17 protein-coding genes are annotated in these 21,016 nt (G+C 70.0%); 11 read left to right on the top strand and 6 right to left on the bottom strand.

Features of this window, described 5'->3' with window-relative positions; all coding sequences use genetic code 11:
* The first annotated feature begins 44 nt into the window (after positions 1-44).
* On the top strand, positions 45-1,166 hold the full coding sequence (locus tag ACWDR4_RS26200) for an adenylate/guanylate cyclase domain-containing protein (RefSeq protein ID WP_450412184.1): 1,122 nt from the start codon (positions 45-47) through the stop codon (positions 1,164-1,166).
* Between the two features lie 42 nt (positions 1,167-1,208).
* On the opposite strand, the gene ACWDR4_RS26195 is transcribed toward ACWDR4_RS26200, so the two are convergent.
* Positions 1,209-1,985 (bottom strand): hypothetical protein, encoded by a 777-nt coding sequence (locus ACWDR4_RS26195; protein ID WP_450412183.1) that lies wholly within the window; start codon positions 1,983-1,985, stop codon positions 1,209-1,211.
* 218 nt (positions 1,986-2,203) lie between these two features.
* Here ACWDR4_RS26195 and ACWDR4_RS26190 point away from each other — a divergent pair, with 218 nt between their 5' ends.
* The 3 genes from ACWDR4_RS26190 to hutH all read left to right on the top strand — a co-directional run bounded on the left by ACWDR4_RS26190 (position 2,204) and on the right by hutH (position 6,377).
* Positions 2,204-2,998 carry an enoyl-CoA hydratase/isomerase family protein gene (locus ACWDR4_RS26190; RefSeq protein WP_450412181.1) on the top strand — a complete coding sequence of 265 codons (795 nt, stop codon included), beginning with the start codon at positions 2,204-2,206 and terminating at the stop codon, positions 2,996-2,998.
* Between the two features lie 118 nt (positions 2,999-3,116).
* Positions 3,117-4,277, top strand: a complete 1,161-nt coding sequence (locus ACWDR4_RS26185) for a diguanylate cyclase domain-containing protein (RefSeq protein ID WP_450412179.1) — start codon at positions 3,117-3,119, stop codon at positions 4,275-4,277.
* A 561-nt stretch (positions 4,278-4,838) separates the two neighbouring features.
* Entirely contained in the window at positions 4,839-6,377 is a 1,539-nt protein-coding gene (hutH, locus tag ACWDR4_RS26180; protein WP_450412208.1) for a histidine ammonia-lyase, read from the top strand.
* Positions 6,378-6,485: 108 nt separating this feature from the next.
* Here hutH and ACWDR4_RS26175 read toward each other — a convergent pair whose 3' ends face one another.
* The gene (locus ACWDR4_RS26175) at positions 6,486-6,878 is read right to left on the bottom strand and encodes an LPXTG cell wall anchor domain-containing protein (protein ID WP_450412178.1); all 393 of its coding nucleotides are present in this window, start codon (positions 6,876-6,878) and stop codon (positions 6,486-6,488) included.
* Positions 6,879-6,988: 110 nt separating this feature from the next.
* Between ACWDR4_RS26175 and ACWDR4_RS26170 the strand changes: the two genes are divergently transcribed.
* From ACWDR4_RS26170 to ACWDR4_RS26150, 5 genes are all read left to right on the top strand, one after another.
* Positions 6,989-7,342, top strand: a complete 354-nt coding sequence (locus ACWDR4_RS26170; protein WP_450412176.1) for a hypothetical protein — start codon at positions 6,989-6,991, stop codon at positions 7,340-7,342.
* Positions 7,343-7,615: 273 nt separating this feature from the next.
* A complete protein-coding gene (locus ACWDR4_RS26165; RefSeq protein WP_450412175.1) occupies positions 7,616-8,887 on the top strand; it encodes a L,D-transpeptidase in 1,272 nt (423 codons plus the stop codon).
* Positions 8,888-9,043: 156 nt separating this feature from the next.
* Positions 9,044-10,552 (top strand): ABC transporter permease, encoded by a 1,509-nt coding sequence (locus ACWDR4_RS26160; protein WP_450412173.1) that lies wholly within the window; start codon positions 9,044-9,046, stop codon positions 10,550-10,552.
* Between the two features lie 132 nt (positions 10,553-10,684).
* A complete protein-coding gene (locus ACWDR4_RS26155) occupies positions 10,685-11,368 on the top strand; it encodes an ABC transporter ATP-binding protein (protein WP_235475260.1) in 684 nt (227 codons plus the stop codon).
* 314 nt (positions 11,369-11,682) lie between these two features.
* On the top strand, positions 11,683-14,946 hold the full coding sequence (locus tag ACWDR4_RS26150) for a S8 family peptidase (RefSeq protein ID WP_450412206.1): 3,264 nt from the start codon (positions 11,683-11,685) through the stop codon (positions 14,944-14,946).
* A gap of 174 nt (positions 14,947-15,120) precedes the next feature.
* Here the strand turns inward: ACWDR4_RS26150 and ACWDR4_RS26145 are convergent, their stop codons facing one another.
* A complete protein-coding gene (locus ACWDR4_RS26145; RefSeq protein ID WP_450412172.1) occupies positions 15,121-16,065 on the bottom strand; it encodes a helix-turn-helix domain-containing protein in 945 nt (314 codons plus the stop codon).
* Positions 16,066-16,235: 170 nt separating this feature from the next.
* On the opposite strand from ACWDR4_RS26145, the gene ACWDR4_RS26140 reads away from it, so the two are divergent.
* Positions 16,236-17,276 (top strand): NAD(P)-dependent alcohol dehydrogenase, encoded by a 1,041-nt coding sequence (locus tag ACWDR4_RS26140; RefSeq protein ID WP_450412171.1) that lies wholly within the window; start codon positions 16,236-16,238, stop codon positions 17,274-17,276.
* Between the two features lie 73 nt (positions 17,277-17,349).
* On the opposite strand, the gene ACWDR4_RS26135 is transcribed toward ACWDR4_RS26140, so the two are convergent.
* From ACWDR4_RS26135 to ACWDR4_RS26125, 3 genes are read right to left on the bottom strand one after another with little or no spacing between them, the layout of a single operon-like run.
* Positions 17,350-18,438: a FecCD family ABC transporter permease gene (locus tag ACWDR4_RS26135; RefSeq protein WP_450412169.1), complete on the bottom strand. Its 1,089-nt coding sequence runs from the start codon at positions 18,436-18,438 to the stop codon at positions 17,350-17,352.
* Positions 18,435-19,427, bottom strand: a complete 993-nt coding sequence (locus ACWDR4_RS26130; RefSeq protein WP_450412167.1) for a FecCD family ABC transporter permease — start codon at positions 19,425-19,427, stop codon at positions 18,435-18,437. The genes ACWDR4_RS26135 and ACWDR4_RS26130 overlap by 4 nt, the downstream gene beginning before the upstream one ends.
* Positions 19,424-20,479: an ABC transporter substrate-binding protein gene (locus ACWDR4_RS26125; protein ID WP_450412165.1), complete on the bottom strand. Its 1,056-nt coding sequence runs from the start codon at positions 20,477-20,479 to the stop codon at positions 19,424-19,426. The genes ACWDR4_RS26130 and ACWDR4_RS26125 overlap by 4 nt, the downstream gene beginning before the upstream one ends.
* Before the next feature lie 138 nt (positions 20,480-20,617).
* On the opposite strand from ACWDR4_RS26125, the gene ACWDR4_RS26120 reads away from it, so the two are divergent.
* On the top strand, positions 20,618-21,004 hold the full coding sequence (locus ACWDR4_RS26120) for a VOC family protein (protein ID WP_450412163.1): 387 nt from the start codon (positions 20,618-20,620) through the stop codon (positions 21,002-21,004).
* The last annotated feature ends 12 nt before the right edge of the window (positions 21,005-21,016 follow it).

The raw sequence follows: 21,016 nt of genomic DNA, 5'->3' as shown, positions 1-21,016 counted from the left end.
GGGCGGTCGATATCTGACCGTGACAGATCGGAAGGGCAGCAGGCGTGACCGTCGACGACACGGGCTCCGACACGGCGGGCGGCCGGGTGGACGGGCAGGACGCCGACCCCGGTGAGGACCCGCTCGCCCTGCGGCTCGAACAGCTCATTCTCGGGGCCGAGCGGCGCTACACCCCCTTTCAGGCCGCCCGCAGCGCCGGTGTCTCCATGGAGCTGGCCTCCCGTTTCTGGCGGGCGATGGGCTTCGCCGACATCGGGCAGGCCAAGGCGCTGACCGAGGCGGACGTCCTCGCGCTGCGCCGGCTCGCCGGTCTCGTCGAGGCGGGGCTGCTGAGCGAGGCGATGGCCGTACAGGTGGCGCGTTCCACGGGGCAGACCACCGCCCGGCTGGCGGAATGGCAGATCGACTCCTTCCTGGAGGGGCTGACCGAGCCGCCCGAACCCGGAATGACGCGCACCGAGGTGACGTATCCGCTGATCGAGCTGCTCCTGCCCGAGCTGGAGGAGTTCATCGTGTACGTCTGGCGGCGCCAGCTCGCCGCCGCGACCGGACGGGTCGTCCAGGCCGCCGACGACGAGGAGATGGTCGACCGGCGGCTCGCCGTCTGCTTTGCCGACCTTGTCGGGTTCACGCGGCTGACCCGTCGTATGGAGGAGGAGGAACTCGGCGAACTCGTCGAGGCCTTCGAGACCACGGCCGCCGACCTGGTGGCCGCGAACGGCGGGCGGCTCGTCAAGACGCTCGGCGACGAGGTGCTGTACGCGGCGGACGACGCCGGTGTCGCCGCCGAGATCGCGCTGCGGCTGATCGAGACGATGGCACACGACGAGACGATGCCCGAGCTGCGGGTCGGGATGGCCTTCGGCACGGTGACCACCCGTATGGGTGATGTGTTCGGGTCGACGGTGAACCTGGCCTCCCGGTTGACGTCGATAGCGCCACGGGACGCCGTGCTCGTCGACGCGGCGTTCGCGCAGGAGCTGATCAGGACCGGGGACGCGCCCGCCTCCGAGGCGGAGGCGGCCGAGGCCGCTGCCGCCGCGGAGAAGGAGGGCGAGGAGCCGCCGGTGTACCGTTTCGCGCTCCAGCCGATGTGGCAGCGCCCGGTGCGCGGGCTGGGCGTGGTCGAGCCCTGGCTGCTGACCCGGCGGGCCGCACCGGCGTAGGACCGCCCGCCTTTCCCTGTTTCCTTCGTTTCCTCCCTCCGCTCAGTGGCGGTGGTTCAGCGCGTCCACGCACAGGCCGATCAGCGGTACGCAGACTCCGCCGGGTGCGGAGGGCTGTGGGGCCGGGGCGGGGGCCTGGGGCGCCGGGGCCTCCTGCTGCGGGGGCTGGGGCGCTAGTGGGGCCGGTGTCGGTGCCGTGGCCGGTGGCCGTCCGGGTGTGGCGGTCGGTCCCGGTGTGCTGGGCTGCTGCGGGATCGTGGTGGCGTCGGGGGCGGCTCCGGGTGGCGTGGGGTACGGGCCCAGGGGCTGGGGCCGCAGGGGGCCGGTCGCGCTCGGGAGAGCCGTCGGGAGTGCGGTCGGGGGCGGGGTGGTGGGTGCGGGCGTCGCGCCGCCCATGGGGGCGCTCGCCGACGGGTTCGGCGTGGGAGTGGTGCCTACGGTGGCCGCCGCGTTGTCGGTGCGGTCGGCGGAGGTGTCCCCGTTCGTGTCCCTGGTCGTGTCGCCGGTCGTCCCCGTGTCCGTGTCCAGGTCGGCCTGGGCCTGGGTGTTGCCGACGCCGCCCACTCCGCCGTCGGGCGCCAGCCGTACGAGGCTCAGGACACCGGCGGCCAGCGCGAAGCCGCCCGCCGCGAGCAGGACCTTGCGCGGGCGGGGCTTGCGGTGCCGGCCCCGGGGGCGGGTGGAGAGGGGGACGGGCGGTGGCTCTGGGGCGGGCGGCGGGGGAGGCGTCCAGGACCGGGCCGGGGGTGTGAACTGGCGCGGGACCTGGGCATGCCTCGGTGTGCCTGTCTCGACCGGCCTGGTCGTCGTGTCCGTCATCGCGATCCCTCCCCGTTGCGCTCGCGCCCCCGGTGCGCCTGGGCGGTGCGCACGTTATGCGCTCCCGGGAGCGGGATTTCGGGAGATCGGTGCGATGTCACCCGAACGAGGAGAGGGGTTTCGTCTCGGTTCCGGCCCCGCCCGTTCTTCCCTTGCGTGGACGCGGGCTGCGATGATCGGGGCGGTCGTAGTTAACCCGCGTTAACCAGGAGGGCGTCATGGGTGAGGAACGGTTCGGGGAGTTCGTCGTGGTGCGGCGGCACGGGTACGTCGCCGAACTCGTCCTCGATCGGCCGAAGGCCATGAACGCGGTCTCCTCTGCCATGGCCCGGTCCATCGGCGGCGCGTGTGCCGCGCTGGCCGCCGACCGTGACGTACGCGCGGTGGTGCTGACCTCCACCCATGAGCGGGCGTTCTGTGTCGGGGCCGACCTCAAGGAGCGGAACTCGATGTCCGACGCCGAACTGGTCCGGCAGCGGCCGGTGGCGCGGGGTGCCTACACCGGCGTACTGGAGCTGCCGATGCCGGTGATCGCGGCGGTGCACGGGTTCGCGCTGGGGGGCGGGTTCGAGCTGGCGCTGTCCTGCGATCTGATCGTTGCGGACGGTACGGCGGTGGTGGGGCTGCCCGAGGTGTCCGTGGGCGTGATTCCCGGGGGCGGTGGTACGCAGCTGCTGCCCCGGCGGGTGGGCGCCGCCCGGGCCGCCGAGCTGATCTTCACCGCGCGGCGCGTGGAGGCGGGCGAGGCGCGGGAGCTGGGCCTGGTGGACGTGCTGGTGGAGGAGGGGCGGGACCGGGAGGAGGCGCTGGCGCTGGCGTCCAGGATCGCGGCGAACTCCCCTGTGGGGGTACGAGCGGCCAAGCGGGCCTTGCGGGTGGGGTTCGGGTTGGATCTGCGGGCCGGGCTCGAGGTGGAGGACGCCGCATGGCGTGCCGTCGCCTTCTCGGGCGATCGGGCGGAGGGGGTCGCGGCGTTCGCGGAGAAGCGGGCGCCTGTCTGGCCGGGGGAGTAGCCCTCACGCCTCTGGCGGGCCGGGCGGCGGTACGGCGCTCCGTGGCGCCTCTCTCTACGCCTCCCCTGTTCGCCCTCCCGATGTCTCAAATCACCGCAAACCTTCCTAACCTGGATCAATGGGTGAGGAAAGCCGGCTCCGCGCCGTCGTGACGCTCGCGCAGGGCATGGCCGCCGCGCACAGCCCCCGCGACTCCTGGCGTGCCGCCGCGCTCGGCGCCTGTCATGCCCTGACCGGGAACTTCGCCGCGCTGTCGGTCTGGGAGCGCGAGCTGGGGCGGCTGCGGGTCCTCGCGAACGTGGGGGAGCTGGCCGTCGACGAGGAGGAGTTCCCGGAGGGGGAGGCGTACCCCGTGCACCAGTTCCCGGAGATCACCGAGTTCCTGCACGAGCGGTGGGCGGGCGGTGGTGAGCCCAACGCCTGGGTGGAGACCGCCGAGGGGCCTGCCGACGGGGCCTTCGAGGGGCGCGCTGGGTACTGCCATCAGCGTGTCGCCGCCCTACGGCGCCGGGGGCGCGGCTGCTGTGTCGTCGCCCCCGTCGTGCTGCACGGCCGGGCCTGGGGCGAGCTGTATGTCGCCCGGCCCGCCGGTGCGCCCGTCTTCGACCGTGCCGACGCCGACTTCGCGACCGTCCTGGCGTCCGTCGTGGCCGCCGGGATCGCCCAGACCGAGCGGTTGGAGGAGGCCCGGCGGCTGGCCTTCACCGACGCGCTGACCGGGCTCGCCAATCGGCGGGCCGTGGACGCGCATCTCGACGAGGCGATCGAGCGGCATCGGCGGGACGGTGCGGTGGTCAGTCTGGTCGTCTGCGATCTGAACGGGCTCAAGCGCGTCAACGACACCCTCGGGCACGCCGTCGGTGACCGGTTCCTCGAACGGTTCGGGTCCGTGCTGTCGCTGTGCGGGGCGATGTTGCCGGGGGCGCTGGCCGGGCGGCTGGGCGGTGACGAGTTCTGCCTGTTGGTGGTCGGTGCGGCGGCCGATGACGTGGTCCGGGCGGCGGACGAACTCTGCCGTCGTGCGGCCGGGTTGGAGCTGGGGGAGGGGGTTGCCTGCGGGGTGGCCTCGACGGCCGATCCGATCGGGGCGGTGCGGACGGCTCGGCGGTTGTTCCGGCTTGCCGATGCGGCGCAGTACCGGGCGAAGGCGCTTCGCGCGGATCGGCCGGTGGTGGCGGGGCGCGAGGGTCCTGACGATCCGGTGGTACGCCTCGCCGATGCGGGGCCGTCCCGGGAGGGGGCGGTGGAACGGCGACGGTTCCGTGGACGCCGGCTGTGAGACGGGCTTTGTTCTCGCCCCCGCCGCCCCTACCCGTCCCATCCCTGGGGGCTGCGCCCCCAGACCCCCCTTTCGGCCTGAACGGCCTCGTCCTCAAACGCCGGACGGGCTGGGTGGGGGTGCGGGCGGGTGGTGAAGTGCAGCGGGGTGGGTGGGAAAGGCTCGCGCTGGACGCGCTTGTCCTCAAACGCCGGACGGGCTGGAATGCCCGGGCCCGTGCTGAAGAGGCACTGCCTGTGCTTCGGAAGCGGCGGGAGCAGGTGGGAAGAGGCGGGCTGGAATGCCCGGGCCCGTGCTGAGGTGCGGTGGGGGCGGGTGGGCGGGCAAAAGGGGTGGGCTGAGAGGGCCTTGTCCTCGAACGCTGGCCGGCACTCCCCACCCAGCCCGTCCGGCGTTTGAGGACGAGCGCGTTTTAGCGCGATACGGGGGTCTGGGGGCGGAGCCCCCAGGAACGGGATGGGATGGGTAGGGGCGGCGGGGGCGAGGAAACGCTGTAAGGGGCGTACCGGCCACCCGGTAGTGACATCCTGGAATTCACTGCGTACGCTCCTGAATATGGATATGCACACTGTGGTGGTGGGGACGTCCGGGGTGACCGCGGCCGACGTGCTCGCCGTGGCGCGCGGCGGGGCCCGGATCGAACTGGCCGGTGAGGCCCTCGCCGCGCTCGCGAAGGCCCGCGGAGTCATCGACGCGCTGGCCGCCAGGCCCGAGCCCGTGTACGGCGTGAGCACCGGGTTCGGTGCCCTCGCGACCCGGCACATCAGCCCCGAACTACGCGCCCGGCTCCAGCGCAACATCGTCCGCTCGCACGCCGCCGGCATGGGCCCGCGCGTCGAGCGCGAGGTCGTACGGGCGCTGATGTTCCTGCGGCTCAAGACCGTCTGCTCGGGACACACCGGCGTACGGCCCGAGGTCGCGCAGACCATGGCCGACCTGCTCAACGCCGGCATCACCCCCGTCGTCCACGAGTACGGCTCCCTCGGTTGTTCCGGTGACCTCGCGCCGCTCTCCCACTGCGCCCTCACGCTCATGGGCGAGGGGGATGCCGAGGGTAGCGATGGGGTTGTGCGGCCTGCCGCACAACTGCTCGCCGAGCACGGCATCGTCCCCGTCGAGCTGCGTGAGAAAGAAGGCCTCGCCCTTCTCAACGGCACCGACGGCATGCTCGGCATGCTGGTCATGGCCCTCGCCGACCTCGACACCCTCTACAAGTCCGCCGATGTCACCGCCGCCCTCAGCCTCGAAGCGCTTCTTGGGACCGACAAGGTGCTCGCGCCCGAGCTGCATGCCATCCGGCCGCATCCGGGGCAGGGCGCCAGCGCGGCCAACATGCTTGCCGTGCTCAAGGGTTCGGAGCTGACCGGGCACCACCAGGACGGCGCCCCGCGCGTCCAGGACGCCTACTCCGTGCGCTGCGCCCCGCAGGTCGCCGGTGCCGGGCGGGACACGATGGCGCATGCGCGGCTTGTCGCCGAGCGGGAACTCGCCTCCTCCGTCGACAATCCGGTCGTACTCGCCGACGGGCGGGTCGAGTCCAACGGGAACTTCCACGGGGCCCCGGTGGCGTACGTCCTCGACTTCCTTGCCATCGCCGCCGCTGATCTCGGATCGATCGCCGAGCGGCGTACCGACCGGCTCCTCGACAAGAACCGCTCGCACGGGCTGCCGCCGTTCCTCGCCGACGACCCCGGTGTGGACAGCGGGCTGATGATCGCGCAGTACACCCAGGCCGCCCTGGTGAGCGAGTTGAAGCGGCTCGCCGTGCCTGCCTCGGCCGACTCGATCCCCTCCTCCGCGATGCAGGAGGACCACGTCTCCATGGGCTGGTCGGCGGCGCGCAAGCTCCGTACGGCCGTCGACAACCTCGCCCGGGTCATCGCCGTCGAGCTGTACGCCGCCACGCGCGCCATCGAGTTGAGGGAAGGGCTGACGCCCGCGCCCGCGTCCCAGGCCGTCATCGCCGCCGTACGGGCGGCCGGTGTCGAGGGTCCCGGTCCTGACCGGTTCCTCTCGCCCGACCTCGCCGCGGCGGACGCCTTCGTGCGGGGCGGGCACATGGTCGCCGCGGTGGAGCCGGTGACCGGCCCGCTGGAGTAGGCCCACGCTCGGGGCCTGCCGGGGCGCACGCACGTCAAGTTTCGTAAAAAACTGGCGTCCCGGCTGTCCCCGTCGTCCCGCTCGGAGGTCTCGGAAGGCTCGGAAGTCTCAGAACCCCAGGCGTTCCCGGCGCAGTGAATACACCACGAACCCCGCGCCGAGGCCTAGGCAGAGGGTGCCGCCGACGACGTACGGGGTGGTGTTGAAGCTGCCGGTGTCGGCGAGGCGGGTGCCGTCGCCGGTGCCCGAGTCCGAGGTCGTCGTGGCCGTGGTGCCGCTCGTGGTCGCGTCCGTACTCGTACTCGCGTCCGTGCTTGTTGTGGAGATCTGGCGGGTGAAGTCCGACATCGTGGACAGGGACGTATCCGCTCTGTGCTGCTGTTCCACCGACTTCTCCACAGACTTGTCGGCCGTCGCGTTGGCGGACGGGACGAACCACAGGGCGCCCAGGAGGGTCCCCGCTGCGGTGGCGGTCAGCAACGATCGACGTGCGGATGACACGGAATATCGATCCCCTTGTGGCTCTGGCGAATTGGCCGTGGACCCGATGCTAATGACAGGCGCGGGTCGTGGGAAAGTTGCGGGAGCTGTGAGCCGTACGCTCTCCGACCATGAGTACTTCAGAGACATCACGTTTTGTACGGCTTCGGGTGGAACTGGTCGTCGAGGTCGACGACCCGGCCTCCCTCACGAAGGCCGCGTTGCGGCGGATCGCCGAGGACACCGAGATGCCCGCCGACGAGCGGGTGCACGCCGAGGACGCTGTGACGGAAGACACCGCGGAGGCGCTCGCGTACCTCGTGGACCCGTTCGACCTGGTCGGTGAGGTGCCGGGGATCGAACTGGCGCAGGCCTCCTGGAGCAGCGAGGAGATCGACTACGACCCGGATTCGCCGGATTGGGATCTCGACGAGGATGATGGGGCGGACGGCGACGAGTTGGTGGGGGAACGGGTCGGCGGCTGAGCGGCTTGGGAAAATCGTGACCCCGGGCGGCAACCGCGGCCCGGGGTTTCTTCGTCTCAGAGAGAGCAGTGACCGGCAGTGGCGCCACGCGACCCGGTGGAGTGCGGGACGGGCACAGTGCCCCCTGTGACCCGGGCGACGTGGTGTGCCCCACACATCGAGCGAATGTGGAACGGGACGAACCGGTCGTAGCGTTGAAGTGGGTTACGGGGATTTGCAGGTTCGGTTCGGTACGGGGACTTGTGGTCCCGACGGTTCGGGGATTCGGCAACGATGGAGAAGCGTGTGATGACGGACAGTAAGCGGCGCAAGGGTCTGATGGCCGCGTCCGCACTGCTCGGTGGCGTGCTGGTGCTCTCTGCGTGCAGCGGGGGCGACAGCGACAGTGCCTCCAAGGGCGACAGCGGCACCGACACCTCTCAGGCCAAGGCCGACGAGGCGGCGGCCGAGAAGGCCTCCGAGGCCCAGATCAAGATCACGCCCGGGGACGGTTCGAACAACGCCTCCATCAACAACGCGGCCCAGGTGTCGGTGACCAAGGGCACCCTGACGGCCGTGGAGATGACGACGGCGGACGGTACCGCCGTCGCAGGTGAGATATCTGCCGACAAGACCAGTTGGAAGCCGAGCGGCCAGCTGGAGCGCGCCACCACCTACAAGGTGACGGCCGAGGCGAAGGACTCCGGCGGCCGTGCCGCCCATGAGAACGCCTCGTTCACGACGGTCGCCGCCGCGAACAGCTTCGTCGGCTACTTCACCCCCGAGGACGGCTCGACCGTCGGTGTGGGCATGCCCGTGTCGATCAACTTCGACAAGGCGATCACCGAGAAGGCGGCCGTGCAGAAGGCCGTCACGGTCTCCTCGACCAGCGGGCAGGAAGTCGTCTGCCACTGGTTCAACGACACCCGCATGGACTGCCGGCCCGACGACTACTGGCAGGAGAACTCCACCGTCACGCTGAAGCTGGCGCTCGACGGCGTGGAGGGCGCGAGCGGTGTCTACGGCGTGCAGCAGAAGACGGTCACCTTCAAGGTCGGCCGCAACCAGGTCTCCATCGTCGACGCCAAGACGAAGACGATGAAGGTCATGCACAACAACACGGTCATCAAGACCATCCCGATCTCCGCCGGTTCGCCCGAGAACAAGACGTACGAGGGCAAGATGGTGATGTCGGAGAAGTTCAAGGAGACGCGCATGAACGGCGCGACCGTGGGCTTCACCGACGACGACGGCAAGGGCGAGTACGACATCAAGGACGTGCCGCACGCCATCCGCCTGACCACGTCCGGCACCTTCGTGCACGGCAACTACTGGAGCTCCGACGGGACCTTCGGCAGCGCCAACGTCAGCCACGGCTGCGTCGGCCTGAACGACACCAAGGGCGCCAACGACAAGGGCTCCGAGGGCTACTGGTTCTACAACAACTCGATCATCGGTGACGTCGTCGACGTCCGGAACACCGGCGACAAGACCGTCGACCCGGCGAACGGCCTCAACGGCTGGAACCTGAGCTGGGCGGACTGGAAGGCCGGTTCGGCCGTTTGATCCTGCTCTGACCCCGAGTCTCCCTGCGGGAGTTCACAGCTTTCCGATGCCGCCCCCAGGGGCGGCATCGGTGTTTCTGGGGTTCACCACAGCCTTCTCATGCATCTCTTATGCGGGGCTTATCCCGCCATCACACGGTGTACCTACCTTGCGGCCATGTTCTTCACCTACCTGAGGCGCGAACTGCGCCGCCGCAGAAAAGCGGCACTCGTCGTCGCCTCCGGGCTCGCGCTCGGCATCGCCCTGGTCATCGTGGTCACCTCCGTGTCCTCCGGCATGTCGAAGGCGCAGGACAAGGTCCTGGAGTCGCTGTACGGACTCGGTACCGACATGACCGTCACCAAGGCCGCCGCGGCCCAGACCGGCACCGGTGACGCCCAGCGCCCGCGCTTCCAGTTCGACGCGCGGGCCGACGGCGATGACTCCGACACGGAGCAGAGCAGCGACCGCGTCATGGTCCAGGGCTTCCAGACCCTGGCCTCCTCCACGGTCACCAAGGTCGGTACGCAGAAGGGCGTTTCGGACGCCGTCGGCGGACTGAGCCTCCAAGTCATCAAGGTCAGCGGCCAGTTCAGGCAGGGCCAGTTCCAGCAGGACGAGAGCGCCAGTGGCGGCACCGGCAACCAGCAGGGCGGCGGCCCGGGTGCGGGCGGCAACAGCGGCTCAACGGGCGCTCCCCAGGGGCGTGTTGAGGGCGGCGGCGCCGAGTTCGACGTCAACAACTACTCGGTGTACGGCACCGACGTCACCAAGCCGGAACTCGGCCCGCTGACCTCCTCGAAGATCACCAGCGGCCGTACCTTCAAGACCTCCGAGACCGACGCCAAGGTCGTGGTCGTCGACGCCTCCTACGCCAAGGAGAAGAAGCTCAAGGTCGGCAGCACGGTCACCGTCAAGAGCGTCAAGTACAAGGCCATCGGCATCGCGACGCCCGAGAGCGGCGACGCGGCGGCCAACCTCTACATCCCGCTGAAGCAGGCCCAGACCCTCAGCGACTCCAAGGACAAGGTCACCACGATCTACGTCCAGGCGACCGACTCCCAGCAGATCAGCGCGGTCAAGTCGACCATCCAGAAGAACATCTCGGGTACGACCGTCACGACCTCCGCCGATCTGGCCGACACCGTCTCCGGTTCCCTCTCCACCGCCTCCGACCTGGCCTCCAGTGTCGGCAAGTGGCTGTCGATCGCGGTGCTCATCGCGGCCTTCCTGGTCGCGGGTCTGCTCACCTCCTCGGCCGTGTCCCGCCGCGTGCGCGAGTTCGGCACGCTGAAGGCGCTCGGCTGGAAGTCGGGCCGGGTCACCCGGCAGGTCGTCGGCGAGGCCATCGTGAACGGCCTGGTCGGCGGCGCCCTCGGTATCGCGCTCGGCCTCGCGGGCGCCTATGTCGTCACCGCGATCAGCCCCGAACTCCAGGCGGAGTTGGGCAGTTCGGGCGGCAACGGCGGTGGTGCCGGCGGCGGCGGCTTCCCCGGCGGCGGTGGCGGCCCCGGCCGCCAGGCAGCGACCCAGGCCCTCTCGGTCGCCCTCACGGCCCCCGTAGCGCTCTCGACCATTGCCCTGGCGGTCGGCCTCGCCGTGGCCGGCGGCCTGATCGCGGGCGCCTTCGGCGGCTGGCGAGCATCGAGGCTCCGCCCGGCAGACGCCCTGAGGCGCGTCGAGTAGCGAGGGGTTCGCCCGCGACTGACGGCGAGTGGGGGCTTTTCAGGGGCGCGGGGAACTGCGCGACCAGCCCCCACCGGCCGGCAGCCGACAACAACGCCGCACCACCCCCGAATCCACCCAGGAGCCACCACCATGTACGAACTAAAGGGTGTAACCAAGACCTACACCCGAGGCAAGAAAACCGTAGACGCACTGGCAGGCATCGACCTGACCATCGCAGACGGCGACCGCCTCGTCATCCAGGGCCCCACCGGCGGCGGCAAGTCAACCCTCCTCCAAATGCTCGGCGGACTCGACCGCCCCACGGGTGGCAGCATCGACCTGGACGGCACAGATCTCGCCAAACTGTCCGAGAGCCGCCTGACAAAAGTCCGCAGCGAGAACATCGGTTTCGTCTTCCAGAGCTTCAATCTCATTCCGACCCTGTCGGCCCAGGAAAACGTCGAGACCGCTCTCGTACCACTCGGCGTGAAGACCAAGGAACGCCGCGAACGGGCCGCCGAGGCACTGAAGTCGGTCGGCCTCGGCGAGCGCCTGGGGCACCTCCCGGGCGAGATGTCCGGCGGCCAGCAGCAGCGCGTCGCCATCGCCCGTGCGCTGGTCAAGCAGCCGAAGGTGCTCCTCGCCGACGAGCCCACCGGGAACCTCGACGAGTCGATGCGCGACGAGATCATGGACGTACTCGAAACCATGTGGAAGGAGCTGGGGCTCACTTTCATCATGGTTACGCATGATTCGGCGATCGCGAAGAAGGCCCCGCGGCTGGCCACCATCCGCAAGGGGAAGATCACCGTGAAGGAGAACGCGGGCGCGTAGGAATGTGACCACCGGCGTGCAGGAATGCGACCACCGGCGCGTAAATGGAGAAAACCGGCGTGCAAGGTTTCGTAACTGCCTCGTAACAGCCCACTCTTGAGAGTCCAGTCTATTGAGCGGCTGATCACCCCTCGGCATAATTCACGGTCGGGGGGTGTACGCGTGTGCGTGCAGGACCGCCCCCCAGCCGGGTGAACGGGGAATTCTTCCGGCACCTCAGCCACAGCGCTCCAGGGGGAGACTTGCGCAAACAAGTGAAAAGAGCATGTGCGGCAACCGTGGCCACGGCAGCCGCAGTTGCCCTCGCGGCGGGCATGACCGGCCCGGCGTCCGCGAAGGGCGAGGCGAAGGCCGAGCAGCAGCGCGCGACCAGTGCTGCTGCCCAGAAGCTCAAGCCCGCGCACCGCATCACCCTGATCACCGGTGACCGGGTCGCCGTCGACGCCAAGGGCCGCGTCGTCGGCCTGGAGCGGGCGGCAGGGCGCGAGCGGATACCCGTACAGATCCGCAAGATCGACGGGCACACCCTCGTGATCCCGGCCGACGCGGCCCGACTGGTCGCCGGCGGCAAGCTGGACCAACGGCTGTTCGACGTCACGGAGTTGAACAAGGCGGCGACCCGCAAGTCCCAGCAGAAGGGACTGAAGGTCATCGTCGGCTACACGGGGGCCGCGGCGGCCACCAAGGCCGACGTCCGTGATGCGGGCACCCTGCGTCAGACGCTGAAGTCCCTGAACGCGGACGCCGTACAGACACCGCAGAAGGACGCTCCCGAACTCTGGGACGCGGTGACCAACGGGGACAAGACCGCCTCGGGGATCGCGCACGTCTGGCTCGACGGCACCCGTAAGGCCAGCCTCGACAAGTCCGTGCCGCAGATCGGCGCGCCGAAGGCGTGGGCGGCCGGGTACGACGGCAAGGGCGTCAAGATCGCTGTTCTGGACACCGGTGTCGACGCCACCCACCCGGACCTCAAGAGCCAGGTGATCGCGGCCAAGAACTTCTCCACGGCCGCCGACGCCACCGACAAGGTCGGCCACGGCACGCACGTCGCGTCCATCGCGGCGGGCACCGGGGCGAAGTCCGGCGGCAAGTACAAGGGTGTCGCACCCGGCGCCAAGATCATCAGCGGCAAGGTCCTGGACGACACCGGCTCCGGTGACGACTCGGGCATCCTCGCCGGCATGGAGTGGGCGGCCGAGCAGGGCGCCCAGGTCGTCAACCTCAGCCTCGGCGGCCAGGACACCCCCGAGGTGGACCCGCTGGAGGCGCTGGTCAACAAGCTGTCCGACGAGAAGGGCATCCTCTTCGCGATCGCGGCCGGCAACTCCGGTCCGGAGTCGGTCGGTTCGCCGGGCAGCGCAGACAAGGCGCTCACCGTCGGCGCGGTCGACGACAAGGACGCGCTGGCCCCCTTCTCCAGCACCGGCCCGCGTATCGGCGACGGCGCCATCAAGCCGGACGTGACCGCGCCCGGCGTGGACATCACGGCGGCGGCGGCCCCGGGCAGCCTCATCGACCAGGAGGTCGGCGAGAACCCGGCCGGCTACCTCTCCATCTCGGGTACGTCGATGGCGACGCCGCATGTGGCGGGCGCGGCGGCGATCCTCAAGCAGGAGCACCCGGACTGGACGTACGCCGAGATCAAGGGCGCACTCACCGGTTCCGCGAAGGGCGGCAAGTACACGCCGTTCGAGCAGGGTTCGGGGCGTATCCAGGTCGACAAGGCCATCAAGCAGACCGTGATCGCCGACCCCGCGTCGGTGAGCTTCGGTACGCAGCAGTGGCCGCACACCGACGACACCCCGGTCACCAAGCAGCTGACGTACCGCAACCTCGGCACGGCCGACGTCACGCTGAAGCTGACGGCGACCGCGACCGACCCGAAGGGCCAGGCCGCTCCGGCGGGCTTCTTCAAGCTGGCCGCGACGACGGTGACAGTCCCGGCGGGCAAGAGCGCCTCCGTCGGCTACACCGTCAACACCAAGCTGGGCGGCACCCTCGACGGCGCGTACTCCTCGTACGTGACGGCGACGGCCGGCGCGCAGAGCGTCCGTACGGGCGCGGCGGTCAACCGTGAGGTCGAGTCGTACGACGTCACGGTCAAGCACATCGACAAGGCCGGACAGCCGACGGGCGAGTACAACACGGTCGCCTTCGGCTACACCGGCCTGGCCACCGACCGCGGTTACCAGGTGCCGACGTCGGCCACCGGCACCACGACCATGCGTCTGCCCAAGGGCACGTACCTGCTGGACGCGTGGATAGCGAAGGACTTCACCAAGCCCGACCTGGGCGGTGAGGGCCTCGACTGGCTGGTCCAGCCGAAGCTGGCGGTCACCAAGGACACCTCGGTGACGATCGACGCCCGCACCACCAAGGCGGCGGACATCACGGTGCCGGACGCCGGCGCCAAGCCGCTGGGCGCGATGATCAGCTACATGTACGACGAGGCGGGCCTCGGCATCGGAGTCGGCCTCGACTCCTTCGCGAACCTGCGGATGGCCCACCTCGGTGCGGAGACCACCGGCCTCTCGCAGACCTGGTTCGGCCAGTTCAGCAAGGGTGCGGGCGCCGAGTACGACGCGATCACGACCGCCAAGGTCAAGAAGATCACCGGCGACAAGGTCCGGCACTTCAAGGCGAGTGAGTTCGCCACGGTGTCGAACAAGCTCGGTGGCGGGTCGCCGGGCAAGACCGGCGCGCTCGGCGCGATCGCGTTCCTGCCCGAGGACGTCGCCTTCGGCGGCCTCGTCGAGCAGGCGCTGCCGGCCACGCGTACGCAGTACGTGTCCACGGGCGAGAAGGTCCAGTGGCTGTTCGACTTCACCCAGTTCAAGGGGAAGGACGCGCAGGGCTTCCCGGTCCCCGAGGCCTACTACACGCTCGGTGCGGCACAGACGCTGAAGGCGGGCGGCAAGTACGCGCGCACCTTCAACACCGCGGTCTTCGGACCTCGGCTGCTCCCGGACTACGGCCTCTTCCGTGACGGCAACTACATCTACGGCCTGATCCCGCTGTTCTCCGACGGCGGCGGCCACCCCGGCTCGTCCGACTTCACGTCGGTGGCCACGACGCTCTACCGCAACGGCAAGAAGGTCGCCACGACCGACGACCCGCTGTTCGCCGAGAAGCCGTTCACGGTTCCGGCGGGCGACGCGGCGTACAAGCTGACGACGTCGGTCAAGCGCAGCGTCAAGGTCGCGCAGGCGTCCACGCGGATCGACGCGAGCTGGACGTTCCGGTCGAAGAAGCCCGGGGAGGACGGGGCCCAGCTCCCGGCGTCCTCGGCCCGCTTCAACGCGCCGGTCGGCCTGGACAACAAGGTCGCGGCCGGTACGAAGGTCACGTTCCCGGTCGTCGTCGAGGGCGCGGCGCGCGGCAGCAACCTGAAGTCGCTGTCGGTGTACGCGTCGTACGACTACGGCAAGACGTGGAAGAAGCTGACGGTGAAGAACGGGAAGGTGACTGTCGTGAACCCGAAGAAGGGGGCGGCGATCTCCTTCCACGCGAAGATCACCGACAAGAAGGGGAACAAGTCGACGATCTCGGTCTACAACGCGTATTACGGCAAGTGAGTTGCCGGTGACGTTGATGTAGGCGTAGGCGTAGGTGTTGGCTGACGGCCCGTCGGGGGATGCCTCCGGCGGGCCGTTTCCGTGTTTTTCTCGCCCCCGCCGCCCCTACCCGTCCCATCCTGTCCCTGGGGGCTGCGCCCCCAGACCCCCCGTTCGGCCTGAACGGCCTCGTCCTCAAACGCCGGACGGGCTGGGGGGTGCGCCCGCCTTTGTTGCGTCGCGGCCCCAGCTGGCAAGCAACCGCAGCGCCTCCGCCGTAGGTGAGGCCGGTTCTGCGTGGTAGACGATCAGGGTCTGGTCGCTGTCGTCCGGGAGTCTGAACGACTCGAAGTTCAGGGTGAGTTCGCCTACCAGGGGGTGGCGGAAGCGCTTTACGCCGTGGCTTTTCTCCTTGACGTCGTGGGTTGCCCACAGGCGTCGGAAGTCCTCGCTCTTCACCGACAGTTCGCCCACCAGGGCGGAGAGTTTCGGGTCCTCCGGGTAGCAGCCGGCGTCCATGCGGAGGTGGCAGACGATGTCGATCGCCTTCTGTTCCCAGTCCAGGAACAGGTCGTGATAGTCGGGGCGAAGGAACGTCAGCCGGGCCCAGTTCCGGTCCTGCGGCGGCAGCTCGGCCCAGTCGCCGAAGACCGCCGCGGCCATCGCGTTCCACGCCAGGATGTCCGTACGCCGCCCGGCGACGTACGCCGGTACGCCGTCCATCGTGTCGAGCAGCTGCCGCAGCGTCCCGCGTACGACCTGTGCCCGCACAGACGGCCTCTTCTTGTGCTGCTTCGGCTTGGCGAGGTGGGTGAGGTGGGCGTGCTCGGCGTCCGTCAGCCGCAGGGCGCGGGCGATGGCGTCGAGGACCTCCGCGGAGACGTTCCGCCCGTTGCCCTGTTCGAGCCGCGTGTAGTAGGCGACGGACACCCCGGCCAGCTGGGCCAGCTCCTCGCGGCGCAGCCCGGGCACCCGGCGGTGCCGCCCGAAGTCCGGCAGCCCCACGTCCTCCGGCTTGAGCCGGGCCCGTCGGGTGCGCAGGAACTCGCTCAGCTCGGCACGCCGGTCCAGGGCTCCGCCGGTGGGGCTCACAGCGTGAGCGTGCTCTGCCGGGTGCGCGGATTCGGGCTGATCGTCCATGCGGTCCAGTATTCCCGGTCGTACGAACACCAGCCTGACCCCGCCAGTGGTAGGACCAGCCGACGTACGCAGAAGCGTGGGCTGGGTGAAAGGCGGAACGTTCGGCAGACTGATCGTCGTGCCCGGTCAGAAGGCGGCCGGGGACGGAATCCCCCTAGGAGACCCCCGGCATGACCACTGTCGCTGCATACGCCGCCCCCTCCGCCAAGGCTCCGCTGGAGCGGACCACCATCGAGCGTCGCGAGGTCGGCGAGTTCGATGTCCTGATCGACATCAAGTTCGCCGGTATCTGCCACTCCGACATCCACCAGGCCCGCGAGGGCTGGGGCGAGGCCATCTTCCCGATGGTCCCCGGCCACGAGATCGCCGGTGTCGTCGAGGCGGTCGGTTCCGGTGTCACCAAGTTCACGGTCGGCGACCACGTCGGCGTCGGCTGTCTCGTCGACTCGTGCCGTGAGTGCGAGAACTGCGAGGCCGGCCTGGAGCAGTACTGCCTCAAGGGCGGTGTCGGCACGTACAACGCCCTCGACAAGAACGGTGAGCCGACGTACGGCGGCTACTCCGAGAAGATCGTCGTGGACGAGAACTACACGGTCCGCATCCCCGACGGCCTCTCCCTCGACGTGGCCGCGCCGCTGCTCTGCGCCGGCATCACCACGTACTCCCCGCTGAAGCACTGGAACGCCGGCCCCGGCAAGAAGGTCGCGATCCTCGGCATGGGCGGGCTCGGCCACATGGGCGTCAAGATCGCGCACGCGCTCGGCGCCGAGGTCACCGTTCTCTCGCAGTCGCTGCGCAAGAAGGAGGACGGGCTGAAGCTGGGTGCGTCGTCCTACTACGCGACCAGTGACGAGGCCACCTTCACCGAGCTGCGTGGCACCTTCGACATCATCCTGTCGACGGTGTCCGCTCCGCTGAACCTGGACGCGTACCTGTCGCTTCTCAAGACGGACGGCGCGTTCGTGAACGTGGGTGCGCCCGAGGAGCCTGTCGCCATCAACCTCTTCTCGGTGATCATGGGCCGTAAGACGCTTGCGGGGTCTGGCATCGGTGGGATTCAGGAGACCCAGGAGATGCTGGACTTCTGTGCGGAGCACGGGCTGGGGTCGGAGATCGAGCTGATCGGGGCCGATCAGATCAACGAGGCGTATGAGCGGGTTCTTGCGAGTGATGTGCGGTACCGATTTGTGATTGACACCGCGACGATCTAGTTGGTTCTCGGCTGCGGGTTCGTTGTGGCTGGTCGCGCAGTTCCCCGCGCCCCTGCCCCCTGCCCCCTAGCCTCTAGGCGTGATCCATGCGGCGGGTTCCGGGGGCTGCCAGGAGCCATAGCAAGTACGGGCCGCCCACCAGTGCCGTTAGTGCCCCCACTGGGATTTCCAGTGGGGGCATCAGCGTGCGGGCCGTCAGGTCGGCGGCCACCAGTACCACCGACCCCGTCAACGCCGAGCCCAGCAGCGGTAGTTGAGGGGTGCGGGTGAGGCGTCGGGCCAGTTGGGGGGCGGTGAGTGCGATGAAGCCGATCGGGCCGGCGGCGCCGGTCGCGGTGGCCGCGAGGACGACCCCGAGGACGGTCAGGCCGAGCTGTGTCCGCTGGACCCGTACCCCGAGTGCTGCGGCCGTGTCCGCGTCCAGCCCGAGGGGTCGTAGCGCTCGGCTCGCCCAGACCAGCGCGGGCAGACACAGCAGCAGTACGACGGTCAGTGGGCCCGCCTGCTCCCAGCCCCGCCCGTTCAGGCTGCCCGTGAGCCAGAGCTTGACCTGCTCGGCGGCCTCCAGCTCGCTGTCGGTGAGGTAGAGCTGGACCACCGCCGAGAGCGCGACGCCGATCCCGACCCCCGTGAGCACGAACCGGCTCGCCTGCATTCCGCGCCGCCAGGCGAGTACGTACACCAGTGCGGCGGCGGCGAGTCCGCCCGCTACGGACACGGCGGGCATCGCCCCCGGCGAGGCGACGGCCCCGGTGGCGAGCGCCAGTACGGTCGCGGCGGCGGCCCCGTGCCCGACGCCGATGACGTCCGGGCTGGCCAGCGGATTGCGCGTCACGCTCTGCACGAGCGCCCCGGCGAGCCCGAGGGATGCCCCGACGAGCGCCCCGAGCGCGATCCGCGGCACCCGCAGCTCGTTGACGACCAGGTCGTGGGGCCCGCTGCCGCTCCGGACGGTCGCCCACACGGCGCTGGGTGGGATGAACGTCTGCCCGACGCACGCGGAGATTCCCATCACGAGCGCGAGCACGACGAGAAGGGTGACGGCGACGAGGGCCGACCGTCGGTGCAGGAGGAGGGAGAGGCGGGGCCCGGGTCGCAGTACGGCGACTCCGCGAGGAAGGGAGCCGCTGCGGGCGTCCTGTCGTACGGGAGCGGCGGTCATGTGCTGGCCACCTTCCGCCGTACGAGTACCACCAGCACCGGTACGCCGACGAGGGCCGTCATGACACCGGCCGGGACCTCGGCGGGCGCTCGTACGACCCGTCCGGCGACATCGGCGGCCAGCAGCAGGGCCGCGCCGAGGAGGGCGGAGAGGGGGAGGACGCGGCGGTGGCCGCCGGGGACGAGGCGGCGGGCCAGGTGGGGTACGGCCAGGCCGATGAAGGCGATCGGTCCGGCGGCGGCGACCGCGGCGGCCGTCAGCAGGGTCGCACCGAGCGCCGCAGTCCCCCGTACGACATGGACCCGGTGGCCGAGCGCACGGGCCGTGTCGTCGCCGAGCGCGAGGGCGTCGAGGCCGGGGGCGCAGACCAGCACGAGCAGCGCCCCGGCGACGAGGAACGGCAGCATGTGCCCGACCGTGTCCGCGTCCCGCCCACTCAGCGCGCCCACCTGCCAGAAGCGGAACTGGTCGAGTGTGGCGGAACTGGAGGTCAGTACGACGGTGGTGGCGCCGCCGGTCATCGCGGCCAGCGCGGTACCGGCGAGGGCGAGCTTCACGGGGGAGGCGCCGCCCCGGCCGCGCGCGGCGATGGCGTACACCAGACAGGCGGCGACGACGGCACCGGCGAAGGCGTACCAGACGTACCCGCCGAAGCCGTTCGCGAGCCCGAGCGCGATGGCGAACACGACACCGGCCGCCGCGCCCTGGCTGAGCCCGAGGATGCCCGGGTCGGCGAGCGGATTGCGGGTGACGGCCTGGAGCGCGGCCCCGGCGAGCCCGAGGGCGGCTCCGGCGGTGAGCCCGATCTCGGTCCGGGGCACCCGCAGCGAACGTACGACCAGCGCGTCCGGCGTACTCCCGCCGTGCAGCAGCGCGTCGAGGACGGCACCCGGCGGCACGGGCCGGGTACCGACGGCGAGGCTGAGGAGGGAGACGACGGCGACAGCCACGAGGGCGAGGACGCCGGTGGCCGCTGTACGTCCGGTCACTTGCCGATGTGCTCGGTGAGCTGCCGTACGACGAGACGGGCGGCGGTCGGACCGGCGTTGAGGTACCAGGGGTCGTCGTCGACCTTGACGGCGTGCCCGGCGGTGACGGCCTTCATGGACTTCCAGAGCGGCCCGGCGACGACGCTCGCGGCATCGGTCCTGCCCGCGTCGCCCTGCACGGAGTAGAAGATCCAGTCGGCGTCGGCGGTGTCGATGCTCTCGGCCCCGATGTCCTCCGAAATGGCCCTGAACTGCTGGGACTTGGGCCGTCCGAGCCCCATGTCCACGGCGATGGACCCGGTGAAGGAGGAGACGCCGAACATCCGGGTGCGGTCGGGGGTGAAGCGGACCATGGAGACGGTGGTGGAGCCGAGAGACTTGCCCTTCTCGGCGGCATCGACGGCGATGTCGTCGACCATGTCCTGGGCGGCCTCCCCCTTGCCGACGGCCTCCCCGACGAGCAGCAGATCGCGCTTCCAGTTGATGCCGTTGCCTGCGGTGACGACGGTCGGCGCGATCTTGGAGAGCTTGGGGTAGAGGTCGCCGAGGGAGTCGTTGGCGAGGATGAGATCGGGCTTGGCGGCGGCGAGGGTTTCGAGGTTCGGCGCCTGCCGGGTGCCCGCGTCGGTCATGGCGGCGAGCTTCGCCTTGTCCTGCGGGAAGGCGTCGGCGAGGTAGTCGGGGACGAGCCCGGCGTTGTCGGCGCGGGTGGTGGCGGCCGGGACGAGCCCGAGGGACAGCAGGTCGTCGAGCTGCCCGGTGCTGAGGACGGCGATCCGGGTGGGGGCGGCCTTGAGGGTGGTCGTGCCCTTGAAGTGGGTGACGGTACGGGGGAAGGTCCCGTCCGTGCCGACGTCGGAGCCCATGCCGTCGGCGAGGGCGGAGGGCGCGGCGGAGGGTCCTTCGGACGCACCTTCGGAGGCCCCCATGACCGGGTTGCGGGCATCGGCGCCGGCTGCCTCGGCATCGTTGTCGGAGGCCGACGAGCAGCTGGTCAGCAGCCCTCCGGCGAGGATCGCGGCCGCGAGGGCCTGCCACTTCGACGTACGCACTTGTCACTCCGCAACCAGTCAATTTTTATAAGGCAAGCCTTACCTTAACTTGCCTGCTGGGTGGGGTGGACACGGGGTCGTAGCGTGGGAGAAGGGGTGAGAAGGAGTGAGCGAGAAGGAGACAAAGGGGGCCCACGGATGACAGTCCAGCTGAACCACACCATCGTCGCCGCGCACGACAAGAAGACCTCGGCGCGATTCCTGGCCGACATCCTCGGCCTGGAGGTGAGCCCGCAGTACGGCCCGTTCATCCCGGTCGCGATACCCAACAGCGTCACCCTGGACTACATGGACACGGATGGCACGATCACACCCCAGCACTACGCGTTCCTGGTCTCGGAGGACGACTTCGACACGATCTTCACCCGCATCCGGGACACCGGCCTCATGTACTGGGCGGACCCGTTCCACCACCGCCCGCAGGAGATCAACAGGAACGACGGCGGCCGGGGGACGTACTTCGAGGATCCGAACGGACACAGCCTGGAGATTCTTACTCGGCCGTACGGGAGTGGTGGGGGCTGAGTGGCTCGGGTG

This window comes from Streptomyces sp. NPDC000878, from assembly GCF_053599695.1.
This window is presented reverse-complemented; position numbering and strand designations above follow the sequence as displayed.

What these genes read in the sequence shown, in the direction of transcription:
- ACWDR4_RS26195 (WP_450412183.1), bottom strand. Translation starts at nt 1,985, where the DNA reads ATGACGGACACGACGACCAGGCCGGTCGAGACAGGCACACCGAGGCAT.
- ACWDR4_RS26190 (WP_450412181.1), top strand. Translation starts at nt 2,204, where the DNA reads ATGGGTGAGGAACGGTTCGGGGAGTTCGTCGTGGTGCGGCGGCACGGG.
- ACWDR4_RS26185 (WP_450412179.1), top strand. Translation starts at nt 3,117, where the DNA reads ATGGGTGAGGAAAGCCGGCTCCGCGCCGTCGTGACGCTCGCGCAGGGC.
- hutH (WP_450412208.1), top strand. Translation starts at nt 4,839, where the DNA reads ATGCACACTGTGGTGGTGGGGACGTCCGGGGTGACCGCGGCCGACGTG.
- ACWDR4_RS26170 (WP_450412176.1), top strand. Translation starts at nt 6,989, where the DNA reads ATGAGTACTTCAGAGACATCACGTTTTGTACGGCTTCGGGTGGAACTG.
- ACWDR4_RS26165 (WP_450412175.1), top strand. Translation starts at nt 7,616, where the DNA reads ATGGAGAAGCGTGTGATGACGGACAGTAAGCGGCGCAAGGGTCTGATG.
- ACWDR4_RS26160 (WP_450412173.1), top strand. Translation starts at nt 9,044, where the DNA reads ATGTTCTTCACCTACCTGAGGCGCGAACTGCGCCGCCGCAGAAAAGCG.
- ACWDR4_RS26155 (WP_235475260.1), top strand. Translation starts at nt 10,685, where the DNA reads ATGTACGAACTAAAGGGTGTAACCAAGACCTACACCCGAGGCAAGAAA.
- ACWDR4_RS26150 (WP_450412206.1), top strand. Translation starts at nt 11,683, where the DNA reads ATGACCGGCCCGGCGTCCGCGAAGGGCGAGGCGAAGGCCGAGCAGCAG.
- ACWDR4_RS26145 (WP_450412172.1), bottom strand. Translation starts at nt 16,065, where the DNA reads ATGGACGATCAGCCCGAATCCGCGCACCCGGCAGAGCACGCTCACGCT.
- ACWDR4_RS26140 (WP_450412171.1), top strand. Translation starts at nt 16,236, where the DNA reads ATGACCACTGTCGCTGCATACGCCGCCCCCTCCGCCAAGGCTCCGCTG.
- ACWDR4_RS26135 (WP_450412169.1), bottom strand. Translation starts at nt 18,438, where the DNA reads ATGACCGCCGCTCCCGTACGACAGGACGCCCGCAGCGGCTCCCTTCCT.
- ACWDR4_RS26120 (WP_450412163.1), top strand. Translation starts at nt 20,618, where the DNA reads ATGACAGTCCAGCTGAACCACACCATCGTCGCCGCGCACGACAAGAAG.